The sequence below is a fragment of the Kitasatospora sp. NPDC051170 genome, assembly GCF_044455705.1.
In the GTDB taxonomy this organism is placed as follows: Bacteria; Actinomycetota; Actinomycetes; order Streptomycetales; family Streptomycetaceae; genus Kitasatospora.
Window position 1 is genome coordinate 567747 of the sequence record NZ_JBITFA010000001.1, and the last position, 18367, is coordinate 586113.

The window sequence follows — 18367 nt, forward strand, 5'->3', positions numbered from 1 at the left end:
TGGTTATGAGAGCTGTCGAACCGTTCAACCCGCACCTGTCACGGAAGGCGACCCCACCTATGACCGAGATCCTGGACCCCGTGCCCGCCTCCGCCTCCGCCAGCGTTCCCGTCGTGGACATCTCGGAGCTGCCGCCGGCCTCCGTCCCGCTGCTGCGGACCCTGGACCTGGTCCGGGAGCACGGCCCGGCCTTCGTGCAGCGGCTGCACGGCCGGGACATCCTGATGGTCAGCAGCCTGGAGCTCGTCGAGGAGCTGGCCGACGAGGCGCGGTTCGCCAAGACGATCGGGCCCGGTCTGCAGAACGTCCGGCAGTTCACCGGCGACGGCCTGTTCACCGCGTACAACGAGGAGCCCAACTGGGCCCGGGCGCACGACATCCTGATGCCCGCGTTCGCCCTCGGCTCGATGCGCACCTACCACCCGGTGATGCTGCGCGTCGCCCGTCGCCTGATCGAGGCGTGGGACCGCGCCCGTGACGCGGGGACGCCGGTGGACGTGCCCGGCGACATGACGCGGATGACGCTGGACACGATCGGTTTGGCCGGTTTCGGCTTCGACTTCGGGTCCTTCGAGCGGGACGAGCCGCACCCGTTCGTCGAGGCGATGGTCAACTGCCTGGAGTGGGCGATGACGAAGCTCTCCCGCTCGCCGGAGCTCGACCACAGCGTGCGGGACGCGGCGTTCCGGGCGGACGCCGACTATCTGGCCCGTGTTGTGGACGAGGTGATCGCCTCCCGCGCCGCCTCCCGGGCGGCGGGCCCGCAGCAGGGCCCCGCCGAGGATCTGCTCGGCCTGATGCTCAGCGCCGTCCACCCCGGTGACGGCGGCGGGCTGGACGCCGAGAACATCCGCAACCAGGTGATCACCTTCCTGATCGCGGGGCACGAGACCACCTCCGGCGCGCTCTCCTTCGCCCTCCACCACCTCACCAAGAACCCGGCCGTCCTGCGCGAGGTGCAGCGCGAGGTGGACGCCCTCTGGGGCGACCGGGCCGACCCCGAGCCGTCCTTCGAGGACGTCGGCCTGCTGCGCCACACCCGCCAGGTGCTCAACGAGGCGCTGCGGCTGTGGCCGACGGCGCCCGCGTTCAGCCGCGAGGCCCGTACGGAGACCCTGCTCGGCGGCCGGATCCCGGTGCGCCCCGGGCAGACCGTCATGGTCGTCACCCCGATGCTGCACCGGGACCCGGTCTGGGGCGACAACCCCGAGCTGTTCGACCCGTCCCGGTTCGACCCCGAGCTGGAGGCGGCCCGCTCCCCGCACGCGTTCAAGCCCTTCGGCACCGGCGAACGCGCCTGCATCGGAAGGCAGTTCGCCCTGCACGAGGCGACCATGCTGCTCGGCATGCTGGTCCACCGCTACCGGCTGATCGACCACGCCGACTACCGGCTGGAGCTGAAGCAGACGCTCACCATCAAGCCGGACGGGTTCACCCTCACCCTCGCCCCGCGCACCCCCTCCTCCCCCGCCCCCGCCACGACCGCCCCTGGCCCGCAGGCCGCCGCCGACCTGCCCGGGCGGGTGCGACAGGGCACCGGGGTGCTGTTCCTGCACGGCTCCAACTACGGCGCCTCGCGCGACTTCGCCCGGCAGCTCGCCGAGACGGCGGCCGACCTGGGCTGCGAGACCGCCGTCGCCCCGCTCGACGCGTACGCGGACGGGCTGCCGCTCGACCGCCCGGTGGTGATCACCGCCGCCTCCTACAACGGCCAGCCGACCGACGACGCGGCGCTCTTCGTGCGGCGCCTGCGGGAGGCGGAGGACGGCGGCCTGGCCCGGGGCGTGGAGTACGCGGTGCTCGGCATCGGCGACCGCACCTACGCCGCCACGTATCAGCACATCCCGACCCTCATCGACGAGCGGCTCGCCGCCCTCGGCGCCACCCGGCTGCTCGCCCCCGGCGAGGCCGACGCCTCGGGCGACCTCGCGGGCGGAGTCCGGGCGTTCACGACGGCGCTGCGCACCCTGCTGCTGGAGCGCTACGGCGACGCGGGCGCGCCGACCGCCGCCGCGCCCGAGGCTTCGTACACGGTGACGGAGGTGACCGGCGGCCCGCTGGACGCGCTGGCCGCGCGGCACGACCTGGCGGCCTTCACCGTCACGGCCGTCGAGAGCCTCACCGCCCCGGAGTACCCGCGCGTCAAGCGGCTCGTCCGGCTGGCCCTGCCCGAGGGTGTCACCTACCGCACCGCCGACCACCTCACCGTGCTGCCCGCCAACGACCCGGCGCTCGTCGAGCGGGCGGCGAAGCTGTTCGGCGCGGACCTGGACACGGTGCTCAGCATCGTCGCCCACCGGCGCGGCGGCCTGGCCGTGGACCGGCCGCTGACGGTGCGCGAACTCCTCACCCGGCACGTGGAGTTGCAGGACCGCCCCAGCGCCGAGCAGCGCGCGGCGCTGGCCGCGCTCAACCCGTGCCCGCCCGAGCAGGCCTCGCTGCGGGCCCTGGCCGAGGACGACCCGCGCACCCTGCTGGACCTGGTCGAGGACCACCCCGCGCTCCGGGAGGTCCTGACCTGGCCGGCGCTGCTGGACCTGCTGCCGCCGATCCGGACCCGGCACTACTCCATCTCCTCCGCGCCCGGATCCAGCCCCGCCCACGCGGACCTGATGGTGTCGGTGCTCGACGCCCCGGCCCGCTCCGGGCGGGGCACCTACCGCGGCACCGGCTCCGGCCACCTGGCCCGGGCGGCCGTCGGGGACACCGTGCTCGCACGGGTGCAGCCCTGCCGGGACGCCTTCCGGATCGACCACCGGGCCGCCCCCGTCATCATGATCGCGGCGGGCACGGGCCTGGCCCCCTTCCGCGGCGCGGTGGCCGACCGCCACGCCCTCCCCGCCGCCTCCGGCCTGGCCCCGGCCCTGCTCTACTTCGGCTGCGACGCCCCCGAGGCCGACTACCTCCACCGCGCGGAACTGGAGGCCGCCGAGCAGGACGGCGCGGTCTCGCTGCGCCCGGCCTTCAGCGAGCGGCCGGTGGCGGGCGCACGCTTCGTCCAGGACCGCATCGCGGCGGAGGGCGAGGAGGTCTGGTCCCTGCTCGATGCCGGGGCCCGGGTCTACGTCTGCGGTGACGGCGCCCGCATGGCCCCCGGCGTACGGGCCGCCTTCCGCGCCCTCCACCTGGGCCACACACCCGGCGCGCGGGAGGAGGACGCCGAGGCCTGGCTCCAGTCCTTGATCGACGCCGGCCGGTACGTCCAGGACGTGTACGCCGCCCGCTGAGGCACGGGGAGGTCGCCGCGGGGCGGCCGCCGATCCGGTACCGACGGGCGCCGGCTGGGCACTACCGCGTGGTGGTCATCGCGAGGACTTTCCGTCGGGCCGCCTCGCCCCGGGTCATGGGGCGAGGCGGCGTCCGGGGCCGAGGCGACCGTCAGGCGTAGTAGGGCGAGTTCAGGTCGATGCTGGCCTCCTTGACGACCTCGCCGTCGAAGAGCCGGGTCGTGGCCGGGGAACCTGCCCGGCGGGCTTCCTCGGCGAAGGGGCCCTGGGCGAAGGCCAGGGCGTTCTCGGCGCTGTCGAACTCGTAGAAGCCGCCGATGGTGTGGGTGCCGATCCCGGACAGCCAGGTCTTGCGGATCAGTCCCGGTGCGGTCTTCAGCGCCGCGTTGATCTGCTGCCAGTCGAACTGGTCGAACGGTACCGCCGCCTGGATCTCGGTGTAGAGAAACGTCTTGCCCATCACGAACCTCCGGTTCCGGGCCTGTCCGGCCCGCGCTACTAGTACGTGCGTCCTAGTGGTGTGAGCATGGACTAGGATGGCTGTACTAGTCAAGGGGGTTGCGATGGCCGCAGACACGAAGAACCGCATGATCCGCGCAGCGATCGGACTGCTGCAGCGCCACGGCCTGGCCGCGATGACCTTCAGCGACGTCCTGGCCGAGAGCGGCGCCGCGCGCGGGGCGATCTACCATCACTTCCCGGACGGCAAGCAGCAGCTCGCGCTCGAAGCCGCCCGCCGCCACGGGGAGGACGTCCGCGGCCACCTGCACGCACTGCCGGCGCAGAGCCCGCGCGAGGTCGTCGAGGCGTTCCTCGGAAACGTCCGCCCCGTCGTGGAGGCGTCCGCCGGAGGCGGCGGCTGCGCGATCGCGGCGGTCACCGTCGACGGCGGTGCGGCCATCACCGACCAGGTCGGCCTGCGCGCCGTCGCGGCCGAAGCGTTCACCGGCTGGGAGGGCGAACTGGCCGGAAAGCTCACCGACGCGGGAATGGACCCGTCCCGGGCCGCCGACCTGGCGACCCTCATGATCACCACGCTCGAAGGCGCCCACATCCTCTGTCGCGCCGCGAGCAGCGTCGAGCCCTTCGACAGGGCCGCCGCGGCCCTGCTCTCCGCCCTCCCGGCCGGCGGACTCCGCTCATGACCGGCCACCCGCGTTCGACTCGAGCGCGGAAGCGCGGTCGGGCGCGGCCGTCCGGATCGCCGTCGCCGTCACCGTCGCCGTCGAGACCCACCGGGGCGCCCGGGCTGCTTCCCGCAGGTCAGCGGAAGGCGGAGGCGTTGCGGCCGGCCCAGTCGGCGAAGGTGCGGGCCGGGCGGCCGAGTACCCGCTCGACGTCCGGGCTGACCGTCAGTTCGGCCTCCGTGGGGGCGCCGAGGATGTCGAGGGTGTCGTCGGCGAGTACCACCGGCATGGTGCGGGCCATGGCCTCCCTGGCCTCCTCGCGGGTGAGTTCGTGGAAGGTGAGGGGTACGCCCAGGGCGGTGGCCAGGGCCCGGGCCTGGCCGCGCGGGGTGATGACCTCCGGGCCGGTCAGGTCGTACACACCGCCGGAGCAGCGGTCCCGTAGCAGGCAGGCCGCCGCGACGTCGGCGATGTCCGCGGGGTCGATGACCGGGGTGCCGACGTCGCCGTAGGGGGCCACGACGGTCTGCCGTGTCCGGATGGAGTCGGCCCACCAGAGGGTGTTGGAGGCGAAGCCGCCCGGGCGCAGCACCGCCCACTCGGGGGCGGACTCGCGGACCACGTCCTCCAGGGCTTTCATCGCCACCCTGGTCGGGCCGAACGGCCGGGTGGACACGCCCTGGGTGGAGAGCAGGACCATCCGCCGGACGCCGGACGCCACGGCCCGGCGGACGAGGTCGGCCGGGGCGGTGGCGGGGCCGTGGAGGTCGCCGGCGAGCATCAGGAACAGTGCTTTCGCCCCGTCGAGCGCGGGCTCCAGGGCGTCGGGGCCGGCGGGCCCCGCGAGGTCGGCCACCAGGTGGCGGACACCGTGCGGGACGGGCGCCGGGCGGCGCGACACCGCCGTCACCCGCTCCCCCGCCGCGGCCAGTGCCCGCGTCAGCGGCCGGCCGATGTTCCCGGTGGCTCCGGTCACCACGATCATGTTCTGCTCCCTGCTCGGGTGTTGGGTCGTCGTGCGGTGCCGACGCTAGGCCGGGAGGGCTCGCGGCCGACAGGGACGTACCCGGAGGTAAGCTCCGAACGTGACGGAAAGTCTGCAGCCGGAGCCGGGTCCGACCACCGAGCGGTATGAGGTGTTTCACACCGACTGCGCGGCGCGGGACATGGTCGGCCATGTGACCAGCCGGTGGGGCGTCTGGGTGCTGATCGCCCTGCGGCCCGACGGCCTTCGGTTCCACGAGCTGCGCGACAGCATCCGGGGCGTCAGCGAGAAGATGCTCGCCCAGACGCTGCGCGCGCTGGTCCAGGACGGCCTGGTCTGGCGCACGGTCGAGCCGACGGCGCCGCCCCAGGTCACCTACGGGCTCACCGAGTTCGGCCTGGAGATCCGCGAACCGCTGCTGGACCTGTTCGACCGGATCAACCGGCGGCTGGTCCCGGCCGGGGCGTCGGGGACGGCGGAAGGCCGGTAGCGCCCGGGCTCCGGGGCGTCAGGCGGTCGGGCCCGGGACGGGCTGCGGCGAGGGGGCATACCGGCGCGAGCGGCGGGCCAGGGCGATCATGACCGCGGGGATGACGAGGTCGTAGACGAGGACGCCGCCGGTGTTGCCGGGGGCGTGGTCGCCGTTGGCGAACCACTGGTAGACGTGGCCGACCAGGGCTCCCCAGAGGAACATCCCGGCGCCGAGCCCGATCGTGACGCGTTCGCGGGCGCCGGCACGGGCGGCGCGGAAGCCCATGACCGCCAGGCCCAGGTTGGCGAAGGCGATCTCGAACTCGAAGGGCGTACGGCCGAAGCCGATCGCCTCGGCCATCCCGTCGGGAGTGGCGAGGAACGCGATGGTCATCCACAGGCTGCCGCAGCCGAGGGCGCCGACGGCCCACCAGCGCTGCCACGTCTCCAGCGCTTCCCGCCGCGTGCGGGCCCGGCGGGCGCGCAGCGCCGCGCCGAGGGCGGGTACCAGGATCCAGGTCAGGGGGAAGGCGGACTTCGCGAGGTATTCGAGGCTGTCCATGACTTCAATCTTGCATGGTTAACATTAACGCGTCAACACTTAAGTATGCTGGGATCATGGACGACGGACTCGCGGATCTGCTGCACCGGGTGGTCATGCTGCTCGGCGAGGCCACACGCAAGCGCGCCGAAGGGCACGACGGGCTGACGTACAGTCAACTGCGCCTGCTGGGAACGCTGGAGGAGATCCAGCCGACGACACAGCACCGGCTGGCCCAGGCCCTGTCGGTCTCCGACCCGGCCGTCAGCCGGGCACTGCGACCGCTCGAAGCCGACGGCCTGGTGCGGATCGAGACCGACCCCGACCACGCCCGCCGCCGCCTGGTCATGCTCACGGACACCGGCCGGGCGGCCTTCCACGACACCGGGCGGCCCCTCTACGACGAACTGCGCGAGGGCCTGCTCGCGGCCGGCTTCCCCTACGAGCGCTACCTCGCGGACACCGCCCGGCTCGCCGAGATCCTGGCGTCCGACTGAGCCCGCCGCACGGCCGTCCCGCCCGGGGCGCGCGAGGCTGTGAGCCACTGGATTCCACGCCTCGGATGCTGCACAGAACCGGGCAGTTCCAGGATTCGCCGACGGATCGGGACCGGCGGCGGTAGCCTCTCGCGGACGGAGCGGGGGGCTACTCGGGCATGGAGGAGGACGTACGTGGATGCGGCCATCCCATCGGCCAGGCCCTCCGCCGCAGGGCTGCGATTCGATCCGCTGCTCGCCGATCGCGTCATCGAGGCGGTTCTGCTGGCGGGGCTGCCCGTCGCCTTCGGCGGGCACGGCCCCGGGGTTCGGCTGCGGCCGGCGGAGCCCCTGGACGACCGGGACCGGTGTGCCGGGCTGATCGCCCTGCACTGGGAGCCGTCCGCGCGGCTGGCCTCCGCGGCCGCCATGGAGCAGCCGCAGCAGCCGGCTTTCCGGGCCCGGCAGGTCGTGTCCGCCAGCATGGTCAACGCGCTGGGCGAGTTCCTACCGGCGCTGGGCATCACCGTGGAGCGCGGCAAGCCGGGCGGGGAGACCCGGGTGCACGGCACCAGTGGCCCCGCCCCGGCGGCCGACTCGGCGGCGCTCCCCCGCAGTTCGGCCGGACGGGCACCGGCCGGGCACGGGTTCGGCCGCGACCTCGTCACCGCCCTCCACCGCAGCGCCGCACTCGCCGCCCTGCCGGTCGCCGCCCTCCCCGGGGAACCCGGCATCACGCTCAACCCGTGCTCGCCCGCCGATCTCGCGGACGGCGGGACCACCGTCGCCAGCATCGGCTGGAACCCGTCCCGCCGGCTGTCCGCCCTCGCGGACAGCGACACCCCGGCCGCCGCGTCGGCGGTGAAGTCGCGCACGGCCGTCCGGAACGCGATGCTGCACGCCCTCGGCGAGGTCCTCGGCGCCTGTGGGACGAGCGCCCTCTGGCACCGGCGCCGGCAGCCGTACCAACTGCGCGCCACCGGTGCGAGCGGCCGGCCGCCGATCCGGTACTGACCGACGGGGCGTCGGCCCGGCGGCGCCCTGCCGATCAGGTGGGTCGGCGAGCGTCCGGGCAGCCGCGTCAGCGGCAGAGGGCCGCGTCCAGCGCGTCCGACATGTGCTGCGCGCCCTTGGCGTCCGGGACGGTGGTGACGGCGATCGAGGCGGCGCGGCCGTCCTCGGTGACGGCGCCGCGGGTGCGGTAGCCGGGGGCGGTGCCGCCGTGGCCCCAGGCCAGGCCGCCGCAGGACAGCGGGCGGCTCTGGATGCCGAGGCCGTAGCGGACGCCCGGGCCCAGGAGTTCGGCGGGGACGGTGGTGCGCATCTCGGCGAGCTGGGCCGCCGGCAGGAGGCGGCCGTCGAGGACGGCGGTGAAGAAGGTGTTGAGGTCGGTGTTGGTGGAGACGATCGCGCCTGTCGCCCAGGCCATCGAGGCGTCCATGTCGGTGAAGTCGACCCGGGGCGTGTCCGGTGTGCGCTGGTAGTAGCCGTGGGGGTGGGCTTCGTGGATGGTGGTGTCGCCGGGGGCGGGGAAGTACGTGTGGCGCAGGCCGACGCGGTCGATGACGCGCTTGGTGATCTCCTCGCCGACGGGTCGGCCGGTGACCTTCTGGACGATCAGCCCGGCCAGCAGGAAGTTGGTGTTGCTGTACATCCAGCCCGTCCCCGGTGCGAAGAGGGCCTTCTGGGCGAGGGCACCGTCGAGGAGTTCGCGCGGCTCGAAGTAGCGGTACTGCACGGCGGTGTAGTCCGCGAGGACGGGGGCGTCCATGTAGTCCGGCAGGCCGCTGGTGTGCTGGAGGAGCTGGCGGACGGTGATGGTGCGCCCGTCGATGCCGTCGCCGCGTACGAGACCGGGCAGGTAGGTGTCGACCGGGCTGTCGAGGCCGATCTTCCCCTCCGCCACGAGCTGGAGGACGACGACGGCGGTGAAGGTCTTGGTGTTGCTCCCGGCCCGTATCTGACCGTCCTTGGGGACGCGGGCGCCGGTGGCGAGGTCGCCGACACCGGCGGTGTAGCTACGGGTACGGCCGTCGCCGGTCCTGACGCTGGCGAGGGCGGCGGGCAGGCCGTCGTCCTTGACGAGGGCGTCGAGGCCGGCCTGGACGTGGTCGGTCCGGGGGGCCGCGAGGGCGGTGCCGGGTGCGAAGGCTACGGCTGCGAGACCGGCGGCCACCACGGCGGTGACGACGGCCGTCCTGCGACGACGGGTGGCGGGGCGATGCTCGTGCACGTGTCAACTCCTCGGTCGGAGGGGGAAGATGGGCGGGCACCCCGACGACGGCGACGGCGACGGGATGCCCGGGAAGGCCCGGCCGATCAGGCCGGTAGGGATCGGTTCAGCTGCACAGCGCGGCGTCCACCGCGGCTTCCTGGTGCTGCCTGGCCTGGTCCCCCGGGATCGTCGTCACCGCGATGTTGACGGCGCGGCCGTCCTCCGTGACGCCCCCGAGGGTGGCGTAGCCGGGGATGGTCCCGCCGTGGCCCCAGGCCACGCCGCCGCAGGACAGAGGCGTCTTGAACAGCCCCAGGCCGTAGCCGACTCCGGGGCCGAGGGCGTCGACGGGGACGGTGGTGCGCATCTGGGCGAGCTGGGCCGCGGGCAGGAGGCGGCCGTCGAGGAGGGCGGTGAAGAAGGTGTTCAGGTCGGTGTTGGTGGAGACGATCGCCCCGGCCGCCCAGCCCCAGGAGGGGTCCAGTTCGGTGTACTCGCGAACCGTGCCGCCCGCGTCGGGGGCGTAGCCGTGGGGGTGGGCTTCGTGGATGGTGGTGTCGCCGGGGGCGGGGAAGTACGTGTGCCGCAGGCCGACGCGGTCGATGACGCGCCTGGTGGTCTCCTCGGCGAGCGGCCGACCGGTGACCTTCTGGACGATCAGCCCGGCCAGCAGGTAGTTGGTGTTGCTGTACGTCCAGCTGGTGCCCGGTGCGAAGAGGGCCTTCTTGGCGAGGGCCCCGTCGAGGAGTTCGCGCGGCTCGTAGTACCGCTTCGGGTCGCTGAGGTACGCCGCCTGGTCCACGTAGTCGGGCAGGCCGCTGGTGTGCTGGAGGAGCTGGCGGACGGTGATGGTGCGCCCGTCGATGCCGTCGCCGCGTACGAGACCGGGCAGGTACGTCTCGACGGGGCTGTCGAGGCCGACCTTCCCCTCCGCGACGAGCTGGAGGACGACCACGGCGGTGAAGGGCTTGGTGTTGCTCCCGGCCCGTATCTGGCCGTCCTTGGGGACGCGGGTACCGGTGGCGAGGTCGCCGACACCGGCGGTGTAGGTACGGGTGCGGCCGTCACGGGTCGTGACGGTGGCCAGGGCGGCGGGCACGCCGTCCTTGGCCACCAGGGCGTCGAGGCTCGACTGGACGCGGTCGGGCCGGGGCGCCGCGAAGGCGGTGCTCGGTGCGATGACGCCGGCCGCGAGACCGGCAGCGGCCAGGGTGGTGACGACGGCCGTCAGGTGACGACGGGCGGACGGGCGACGGCTGGGGGTACGGCTGGGGGTACGGCTGGGTGATGCGTGCTCCCGCACGGGTCAACTCCTCTGCTGGGTGGCGCCGGTGACTTCCGGCTGACTCCAGCAGACCATCCGCGACCAGGTCGGTTCGTCCTCGTCCGGGACGAGACCTGACGGGGAGCCAGGCGCTGCGGGCGGCGGGCGCCGGGACCGTGGTCCCGGTCGGTGGTGGGAGCCGGGGCCCGGCCGCGCCGCGGGCTCAGAAGTCGTTCGCCACCCGCACACCGCCCGCCGGCGTCCATTCGAGGGTGCCGTTCTGGAACCTGCTGAACCGGTGGTCGGACGGCCCCTGCTCGTCCGAGACCGGGTAGCCGAGCGGGCCGGTCTCCCAGCCGTGTTGTGACCAGTAGTCACGGATCGCGCCGTGCACCTCGTGCGCGTCGGTGTTCGGGGTCCAGTAGATCGACCCGTTCTCGAAGTGGTTGAAGCGGCCGACACCGTCCGGCGTGCCGGTCTCGTCCGTCTTCGGGTAGCCGAGGAAGCCCTCGGGTCCGCCCAGTTGCGCGTAGTGCACCCGGATCGCCCCGTGCACCTCGCACGCGCCGGTCTCGGGCGACCACTCGATGGTGCCGTTCTGGAAGTCGCGGGAGCGGCCCCGTCCGTCTGGGTTGGGCATCTCGTTGCTGCCGCCTCCGGCGTCCACCGGAGCGCCGATCCACTGGATCAACTGCCACTTGTCGTCGATGGGAGACATCGTCCACCTCTGATCCTGCTCAGGCTCGCGTCATCGGCCTCGCGTCGTTGCGCCGATGGGGTGAACCGCCCCCGTCGCCGCCGGGCGCGGGAGCCGTCGATCCCCCTGTCCGCGCCGTGTTCGCAGAGCCCTGCAAGCCCTTTCCATCGCAGCACACCCCACCGGCTTCGGCAACCGCGGCACCACCCCCTACCAGCGGCTTCGCGCAGGGCGCACCCGCTCAGGCCTCGAGTTCGCGGGACCGTCCGGCCCACCGGACGACGAACGGCACGGCCAGGCCGGCCCCGACGAAGACGCCGCCCATGACCAGCCAGCCGGGGGCGCCCCAGCTCAGGCAGAGCAGGCCGAGCAGACCGGGGGCGACGGTGTAGCAGAGGCCCATGCCGAGGCCGAAGACGCCGGAGTACTGTCCCTGCGCGTGCGCGGGGGCCAGCCGGAACCGCAGTTCCATCGACCCGGCCGCGTGCCACAGCGAACCCACGGTGTGGAGGGCGACGCCGGCCGTCATCACCGCCGCGGCCGCGGGGCCGGGCAGGCCGGCGGCCGTCGCGATGACCGCCATGCCGAGCAGGAACGCCAGCCCGGCGCGCCGGGTGGCCCGGCCGGCGACCCGGCCGCCCTTGATGCCGCGGCTGGTGCGGATCTGCAGGAGGACCACCATCACGGTGTTGACGGCGAGTGCGGCACCGGTGAACCAGCGCGGTGCGTGGGTGTGCAGGACCACCCACAGCGGCAGGGCGTAGGTCACCACCTCGCCCTGGATCCACAGGATGCCGTCCAGCACGACGAACGCCATGTACGGCCTGTCCTTCAGCGCGAGCCACCGGTCCGCCTCCGTCGGCGAGGGCAGCGGCTCCAGGCTCGGCACCCGGAGCATGACGGCGGCGCAGCCGAGGAAGGTGAGGGCGTTGGCGACGATGAGCGCGCGGTAGGCGGAGGCGGAGTCGAGCTGGATCACCGCACCGGCGGCCAGCGCGCCGAAGGTGCCGGCCAGGAAGGCGACCGAGCGCAGGTAGGAGCGGAACCCGGGCACCTCGTCGCCGCCGAAGCGGCGGATCATCGGGCCGCGTGCCGCACCTCCCGAGGCGCCGGCCAGGTCGGTCACGGCCATGGACACCGTGAAGGCCACGAAGGAGTGGGCGAACAGCAGCGACAGCATGGACGCCGTCTGGACGAGCAGCGTGACCAGGAAGACGCCGCGCGGGCCACGGCGGTCGGCGAGGTGCCCGACGGGCGGGCCGGCGAGCAGGCCGACCACGCCCGCGACCCCCAGGGCGAGGCCGACCTGACCGATCGGCAGGCCGATCACCCGCAGGGCGTACAGCGGCGCCGTGGCCAGGAAGGCCGCGGTGCCGAGCTGGTTGACGAAGCCTCCGAGGGCCAGTCTGCGCCGGGGGCCGGAGTCGGGGAGCAGCCCCCGGCGTACGAGCCAGGGCCGGCGGTCAGGGGCGACGCCTTCCTGAAGGTCGTCGGGGGGCAGCGTGCTGGTCCGACTCATGGGGCACTCCCGGGCGTTGATCCGAACCAAAGCTCAAGATCATCTCAGGAGGAACGCCTACTGGCCAGTACCTGGCAAGCGACCACTTCCCACCAAGTTGTCTGTACAGCTCTGGGTTCACTGTCCGTCACCGAGCCGCCATCGAACCCGCCGCTCCCGTCCACCTAGGGCCCGTACACATATGCGGAGCCGGATCGCACCAAGGGTCTGGACCACTGCGTCCACCCACCCGCCCTGTACGAGGAGCCACCCCCCGATGAGTCCGAAGCCCGAACTGTCGCGCCGCACCCTGCTGGGTGGCGCGGCGGCCGCCGCCGTCCTGTCCGCCCTCCCTCTCAGCGTCCAGGAGGCGCTCGCCGCGCCGGCCCGGCCCGGGCGGCTGGCGGACATCGAGCACGTCGTGGTGTTCATGCAGGAGAACCGTTCCTTCGACCACTACTTCGGCACCCTGGCCGGCGTCCGCGGCTTCGGCGACCGTACGGCGGTGCGTGGCGTCAACGGCCGCTCGGTCTTCCACCAGCCCGACCCCGGGCGCAAGGAGGGGTACCTGCTGCCCTTCCCGATGAACGCCGCCCACACCAGCGCCTACCAGCAGGGCGCCCCCGCCTTCGGCTTCGTCGACTCGATGAAGGCGTGGAACGACGGCCTCGCCGACGGCTCGGTCACCCGCCGCTCCGGCGGCTGGCTCGGCCAGGGCCACTACGAGGCCGCCGACATGCCCTTCTACCACGCGCTCGCCTCGGTGTTCACCACCTGCGACGCCTACTACGCCTCGGTGCAGTGCAACACCAACACCAACCGCGAGCACCTGATGACCGGCACCAGCGGAGGCACCGTCCGCGACACCCCGGTCACCGACAACACCGAGATCCCCGGCGGCTACGAGTGGACCACCTACGCCGAGCGCCTGGAGCGGGCCGGCGTCAGCTGGAAGACCTACCAGGCACTGGACAACTTCGACGACAACGCGCTCGCCTGGTTCGCGCCCTTCGTCAAGGCCAAGCCCGGTGAGCCGCTGTACGAGCGCGGCATGAGCGCGGTCGGCGACCCGGCGAAGAGGAAGGACCCGTTCGCGATGGGCGACGCCCTGGTCGAGGCGTTCTCCGCCGACGTCCAGGCCGACCGGCTGCCGCAGGTCTCCTGGATCGTCGCCCCCGAGGCGCTGTCCGAGCACGCCAACTGGGCGCCGCCGAACGGCGAGCACCTCACCGCCCGGCTGCTGGCGGCGCTCGCGGCCAAGCCCGAGGTGTGGGCGAAGACCGTCTTCATCCTCAACTACGACGAGCACGGCGGCTTCTTCGACCACCACCTGCCGCCCGTCCCGCCGCTGGCCGCCGGTCGCGGCAAGTCCACCGTGCCGGTCGACGGCGAGGTGGTCGTCCGGGTGAGCAAGGGCTCCGCCACCTACCACCGCGTGGTGAGCCAGGACGGCAAGTACCGGGTGAAGGCCGCCGACGGCTCGCTGACCTGGTCCGACACCCTGCCGGCCGGGGAGAGCCTGGTCTCCGGCCCGTACCCGATGGGCCTGGGCGTGCGGGTGCCGATGGTCGTCGTCTCGCCGTGGACCCGCGGCGGCGTCGTCGACTCCACCGTCTACGACCACACCTCGGTGCTGCGCTTCCTGGAGCAGCGCTTCGGCGTCCAGGAGCCCAACATCAGCCCCTGGCGGCGCTCGGTCTGCGGCGACCTCACCAACGTCTTCGACTTCTCCGGCCGCGACCCGCGCTGGCCGCAGCTGCCGGACACCAGCGGCAACCGGCAGAAGGTGGTCGACACCGGCAAGCTGCCCGCCCCCACGGTGCCCAGCCCGCAGGCGCTCCCGCAGCAGGAGCGCGGCACCCGGGCCGCCCGGCCCGCGCCGTACAACCTGCTGGTGAAGCCGAGGCTCAAGGGCGACCAGCTGACCCTCGACTTCGTCAACCAGGGCAGGCAGGGCGCCGTCTTCGCGGTCTACCCCGCCCCCGGCACGGCCCCGCGCCACTACACCGTCGGTGCCAAGTCCCGCCTCTCCGACGTCTGGACGGTCGGCCCGGACGGCTACGACCTGCGGGTGCACGGCCCCGACGGCGCGCTGTGGCACCTGCGCGGCGACACCGCCTCCGCGTACGAGGTCTCGCTCTCCGAGGAGCAGGGCGGCAAGGTCCTGGAGGTGGACGTGATCAACCGCTCGCGCACCGCGCAGACCTTCCTGGTCGGCGACCTCGCCTACGGCGACGGGCTGCGCGAAGTCCGGGTCGAGGCGGGCGACGACAGGACCGTCGACGTCAAGGTCGGCCCCGAGGGCTGGTACGACGTCGCGGTGGGCGTGCGCGGCGAACTCGGCTTCCGCCGCCGGATCGCCGGCCGCTTCCCGTGGGACGGCGATCACCTGCTCACCGACCCGGCGCACGGCCTGGCCGACCCGATGACCGTGGACGTCGCGCTCCGGGCCGCCTCGCCGACCATCGACGAGGCGATCCTGCTGCCCGGCCGCCCGGCCCGGATCACCGCCCGGTTCACCGCCACCGCCGCGCTGACCGTGGTAGAGGCGCAGCCGGTCGTCCCGGCCGGCTGGACGGTCGCCGCCGTCACCGCACCGCCCGCCGCACTGGCCGCCGGTGCCACCGCCACCGCCGAGTGGGACGTCACCCCGCCCGCCCGGCTGCCGGACGGCGCCACCCACCGGATCCTGGTCACCGCCCGGGCCCTGGCCGGCGGCCGGTGCGCCGTGGCCGACGGCGAACTCGCCGCCCGCACCGCCCCGGTGATGGCCGGCCACCTGCTCGGCGAGGACTTCGAGTCGCTGGCCGGGGCGCTCCAGCCGCTCGACGGCGTGCTCGGCTGGACGCCCACGGCCCCGCAGGGCTGGTCGGTGGTCAACGCGCCGGCCATGCCGCAGGGCACCGTCCGCCTCCAGGGCTGGACCTTCCACACCAAGCGCGCCTGGTCCACCCCGGCCGGCCAGGACCGGGGCAGCTTCACCCGGGGCCTCGGCGTGCTGGCCGTGGCCGACCCGGACGACTGGGACGACACCGGCTCGCCGTCCCGCAAGGGCGTCTTCGACTCGACCCTGGTCTCCCCCGCCGTGCCCGTCCCGGCCGGCGCGGCCACCCTGCACCTGGCCTTCGACTCGCACTACCGGCAGGAGGCGCCGCAGAAGGCCGCCGTCACCGCCGTCTTCGACACCGGCGCCGAGACCCGGCTGGTCTTCTACAGCTCCGACGCGACCGGCAACGACAACGCGGGCAAGGACGTCCAGAACGCCTTCGTCACCCGGCAGTTCGCCGTCCCGGCCGGCGCCCGGACGGTCACCCTGAAGTTCCGGATGTACGACGCGGGCAACAACTGGTACTGGGCGGTGGACCACATCCGTCTGGACGTCAAGCCGATCACCGGCTGAGCATCCCTCACGAAGTCCGGCCCGTCCGTGCTCCCATCACCCGGGGCGCGGGCGGGCCGGGCTCGGTTACCTCCAGTCGAAGCGGTAGGCGCGGTAGCTGTTCACCCCTTCGGGGAAGCGGGCGTTGAACAGCAGGTCGCCGGAGCGGCTGAACTCGGAGACGTAGGGCTGCGATCCCCAGCCGACGAGGAGGTCGCCGTTGCGCAGCGTCTGGGCGTTGCCCTGGGAGGAGGCGCTGAGCTCGTCGGGCTGGTCGACGGAGTCGACGAGGACCGCCTCGTGCGTCCCGAAGTCCAGGCGTAGGGTGACCACTCGGCTGTACGGGAGCTGGGACACCACCCCGGTGCCGGTGTTCGCCCGGCCCGCGGCCTCGTTGTCGAAGACGCGGTAGAGGCCGTTCCCGAGCGGCTGCGGGTCGTGCTGCCAGGCGAAGATCCTCCCGGCGTCGTTCAGGACCTGGCCCTGCGCGGCGGTCGGCTTGAACGAGCTTGCCTTGCCGCCGAGTTGCCAGAGGATCCGGCCGTTGTGCTGCGAGACCTCGTAGGCGGTCCAGGTGTTGCGCGCGTCGATGAGCAGCTTGCCGTTGCCGTCCGGCTTGACGGAGTTGACGTGGAACCAGTCCCACGGCGTGCTCGCCGAGGCGGGCAGCGGCTGCTCGCTCTGCGCGTACGGCACGTGGTCGGCGCTGTTCCACTCGAACAGGACCTTGCCCGTACGGATGTCGACCTCCTGCACGATCCCGTTGATCACCTTCTGGTCGGCCGGGCCGCCGATGGAGGTGAGGTCGGCGGTGGCTTCGGCGTAGGCGAGGATCAGCGCGGTGTTGCGGGGCGTGATCAGGAACTCGTGCCCGTCGGCGGAGTAGCCGTTGCCGGCCTTGACCTCGGCGATCTTCCGGTACTGGTCGTCGTAGACGTAGTTGACGCCCTTGGCGAGCCCGCCGAGGCCCGTACCCTGCCACCAGGTCAGTACGGGCTTGCCCCGGTAGGTCTGCTTGCGGAAGTCGGCGGCCTGCTGGCCGGCCGGGACCGGGTGCGACCAGACGACCTTCCGGCCGTCGGGGCTGAGGATCTCGACACCGCTGGCGTACTGGCCGGTGGTCGAGTTCGGCGACACGAAGATGTCACCGCCGCCGGCGCCCTCCTCGTCGGTCAGGACGGTCAGCGGTGGCAGCGGTGGGCCGTCCGGGGCGGCCGATGCGGGGCTCGTGGGCAGCGTGCCCGCAAGTGCGGCGATGACCGTGACGGTCAGCAGTCGAAGGGCCAGGATGCTCTTACGCATGGCAATCCTCACATGGGATCCGAAGCGGATCGGGGCCGATGGCGAATGGGCCGGGCCGACGTCAACCGCCCTTGTGCGAGGGCAGGTTGGAATCACGCACGCATGCGTACGGCCGGGCCGGTCAGGCGGGACGAGGCTCTCGGGAGGCGGAGGCGCTCAGCAGGAGCGACAGGCAGCGGAACAGACTCGCTGGAGGTCGATGTGACCGCGAGTCGTCAGGGCGAGGGGGCGCTGCTGCATGCCGTGGAAGCTAGCCGGGCCCCGCCACCGGCGTCAACGCGCTCCGGGCCGCGGACCCGGTGCTCCACAGGAATGAGATCCCGGCGCAACGACCGGCAACATCCGCGCCCCGCCCGCACCTCTCCGGTGCGCCCGAAGCCGGGCTCACCCCCGGGGCACCCCGCCGTCGCCCCTTCGCCGGCGCTGCCGGAAGGGGCTGAGGGGCCGGCGCTGGGGGAGTGCGGTCAGAGCCGTGGGGCTCCGGTCGGGTCGGGTGCCGGAACGACGCCCAGGTGGTGGCGGGCGGCGGCGAGGATCTCGTGGGAGAGGTCCGGATCGTCGCTCGCGCGGGCGAGGAGGATGGCGCCGACGAGGGTGGACAGTTCGGCGAGGGCGGTGCCACGGTCGTCCGCGCTGTCCGTGCTGTCCGTGCTGTCCGTGCCATCCGCGCTGTCCGCGCTGCCGCCGAGCTGCCGGAAGCCGTCGACGAGATCGTCCAGGCCCTCCGTGAAGGCCGTACGGATCGGGGCCCCCGGCTCGGCGCGGGCGGCGTCGACGGCCAGTGCGGCAGCGGCGCAGCCGCCGGCCGGATTGTCGCGGTGCACGTCGGAGAGGTAGCGCGCGAGGAACTCGGCGCGGCCGGACCCGCCGGAGGAGTCGGCCTCGGCGAGCCGGTCGAGGGCCTCGCGGCGCTCGGCGAAGGCGGCCTGGAGGGCCTGGACGATCAGGTCGTCCTTCGAGGCGAAGTGGCGGTAGAAGCCGCCGTGGGTGAGCCCGGCGGCGGCCATCGCCTGGGGGACGCTGACCTGGTCGGCGCCCTTCTCCCGGACCAGCCGGGAGGTGTGTTCGATCACCTGCTGCCGGTGCCGCTCGGCCTCGGCTCGTGATACGCGGGGCATGGTCGACGGTCCCTTCGTGGTCTCTTCGTCCCGAGGATCCTACTTCCGCACCCCCTTTAGATGATGA

15 protein-coding genes are annotated in these 18367 nt (G+C 73.3%); 6 read left to right on the plus strand and 9 right to left on the minus strand.

Annotated elements, in window-relative coordinates; translation table 11 throughout:
- The first annotated feature begins 59 nt into the window (after positions 1-59).
- Positions 60-3227 (plus strand): bifunctional cytochrome P450/NADPH--P450 reductase, encoded by a 3168-nt coding sequence (locus ACIBCA_RS02635; RefSeq protein WP_396280950.1) that lies wholly within the window; start codon positions 60-62, stop codon positions 3225-3227.
- A gap of 151 nt (positions 3228-3378) precedes the next feature.
- On the opposite strand, the gene ACIBCA_RS02640 is transcribed toward ACIBCA_RS02635, so the two are convergent.
- Positions 3379-3687, minus strand: coding sequence for a hypothetical protein (locus tag ACIBCA_RS02640; protein ID WP_396280951.1), 309 nt, complete (start codon positions 3685-3687; stop codon positions 3379-3381).
- A gap of 103 nt (positions 3688-3790) precedes the next feature.
- On the opposite strand from ACIBCA_RS02640, the gene ACIBCA_RS02645 reads away from it, so the two are divergent.
- Positions 3791-4372, plus strand: a complete 582-nt coding sequence (locus ACIBCA_RS02645; protein WP_396280952.1) for a TetR/AcrR family transcriptional regulator — start codon at positions 3791-3793, stop codon at positions 4370-4372.
- A 118-nt stretch (positions 4373-4490) separates the two neighbouring features.
- Here the strand turns inward: ACIBCA_RS02645 and ACIBCA_RS02650 are convergent, their stop codons facing one another.
- A complete protein-coding gene (locus tag ACIBCA_RS02650; RefSeq protein WP_396280953.1) occupies positions 4491-5339 on the minus strand; it encodes an SDR family oxidoreductase in 849 nt (282 codons plus the stop codon).
- 100 nt (positions 5340-5439) lie between these two features.
- Between ACIBCA_RS02650 and ACIBCA_RS02655 the strand changes: the two genes are divergently transcribed.
- The gene (locus ACIBCA_RS02655; RefSeq protein WP_396280954.1) at positions 5440-5829 is read left to right on the plus strand and encodes a winged helix-turn-helix transcriptional regulator; all 390 of its coding nucleotides are present in this window, start codon (positions 5440-5442) and stop codon (positions 5827-5829) included.
- Between the two features lie 18 nt (positions 5830-5847).
- Here ACIBCA_RS02655 and ACIBCA_RS02660 read toward each other — a convergent pair whose 3' ends face one another.
- Complete coding sequence (locus ACIBCA_RS02660) at positions 5848-6372, minus strand: DUF6790 family protein (protein ID WP_396280955.1); 525 nt, start codon at positions 6370-6372, stop codon at positions 5848-5850.
- A gap of 56 nt (positions 6373-6428) precedes the next feature.
- Between ACIBCA_RS02660 and ACIBCA_RS02665 the strand changes: the two genes are divergently transcribed.
- Both ACIBCA_RS02665 and ACIBCA_RS02670 read left to right on the plus strand, forming a co-directional pair.
- Positions 6429-6848: a MarR family winged helix-turn-helix transcriptional regulator gene (locus ACIBCA_RS02665; protein WP_396280956.1), complete on the plus strand. Its 420-nt coding sequence runs from the start codon at positions 6429-6431 to the stop codon at positions 6846-6848.
- 174 nt (positions 6849-7022) lie between these two features.
- Complete coding sequence (locus ACIBCA_RS02670; RefSeq protein ID WP_396280957.1) at positions 7023-7841, plus strand: hypothetical protein; 819 nt, start codon at positions 7023-7025, stop codon at positions 7839-7841.
- A gap of 67 nt (positions 7842-7908) precedes the next feature.
- Here the strand turns inward: ACIBCA_RS02670 and ACIBCA_RS02675 are convergent, their stop codons facing one another.
- The 4 genes from ACIBCA_RS02675 to ACIBCA_RS02690 all read right to left on the minus strand — a co-directional run bounded on the left by ACIBCA_RS02675 (position 7909) and on the right by ACIBCA_RS02690 (position 12522).
- On the minus strand, positions 7909-9060 hold the full coding sequence (locus ACIBCA_RS02675; protein WP_396280958.1) for a serine hydrolase domain-containing protein: 1152 nt from the start codon (positions 9058-9060) through the stop codon (positions 7909-7911).
- A 106-nt stretch (positions 9061-9166) separates the two neighbouring features.
- On the minus strand, positions 9167-10345 hold the full coding sequence (locus ACIBCA_RS02680; RefSeq protein ID WP_396280959.1) for a serine hydrolase domain-containing protein: 1179 nt from the start codon (positions 10343-10345) through the stop codon (positions 9167-9169).
- Positions 10346-10529: 184 nt separating this feature from the next.
- Positions 10530-11024 (minus strand): LGFP repeat-containing protein, encoded by a 495-nt coding sequence (locus ACIBCA_RS02685; RefSeq protein WP_396280960.1) that lies wholly within the window; start codon positions 11022-11024, stop codon positions 10530-10532.
- A 220-nt stretch (positions 11025-11244) separates the two neighbouring features.
- Positions 11245-12522, minus strand: coding sequence for an MFS transporter (locus ACIBCA_RS02690; RefSeq protein WP_396280961.1), 1278 nt, complete (start codon positions 12520-12522; stop codon positions 11245-11247).
- Positions 12523-12778: 256 nt separating this feature from the next.
- On the opposite strand from ACIBCA_RS02690, the gene ACIBCA_RS02695 reads away from it, so the two are divergent.
- Complete coding sequence (locus ACIBCA_RS02695) at positions 12779-15901, plus strand: phosphocholine-specific phospholipase C (protein WP_396280962.1); 3123 nt, start codon at positions 12779-12781, stop codon at positions 15899-15901.
- Between the two features lie 66 nt (positions 15902-15967).
- Here the strand turns inward: ACIBCA_RS02695 and ACIBCA_RS02700 are convergent, their stop codons facing one another.
- On the minus strand, positions 15968-17182 hold the full coding sequence (locus ACIBCA_RS02700; protein ID WP_396280963.1) for an arylsulfotransferase family protein: 1215 nt from the start codon (positions 17180-17182) through the stop codon (positions 15968-15970).
- Positions 17183-17646: 464 nt separating this feature from the next.
- Positions 17647-18300, minus strand: a complete 654-nt coding sequence (locus ACIBCA_RS02705; RefSeq protein WP_396280964.1) for a TetR/AcrR family transcriptional regulator — start codon at positions 18298-18300, stop codon at positions 17647-17649.
- Positions 18301-18367 lie beyond the last annotated feature (67 nt).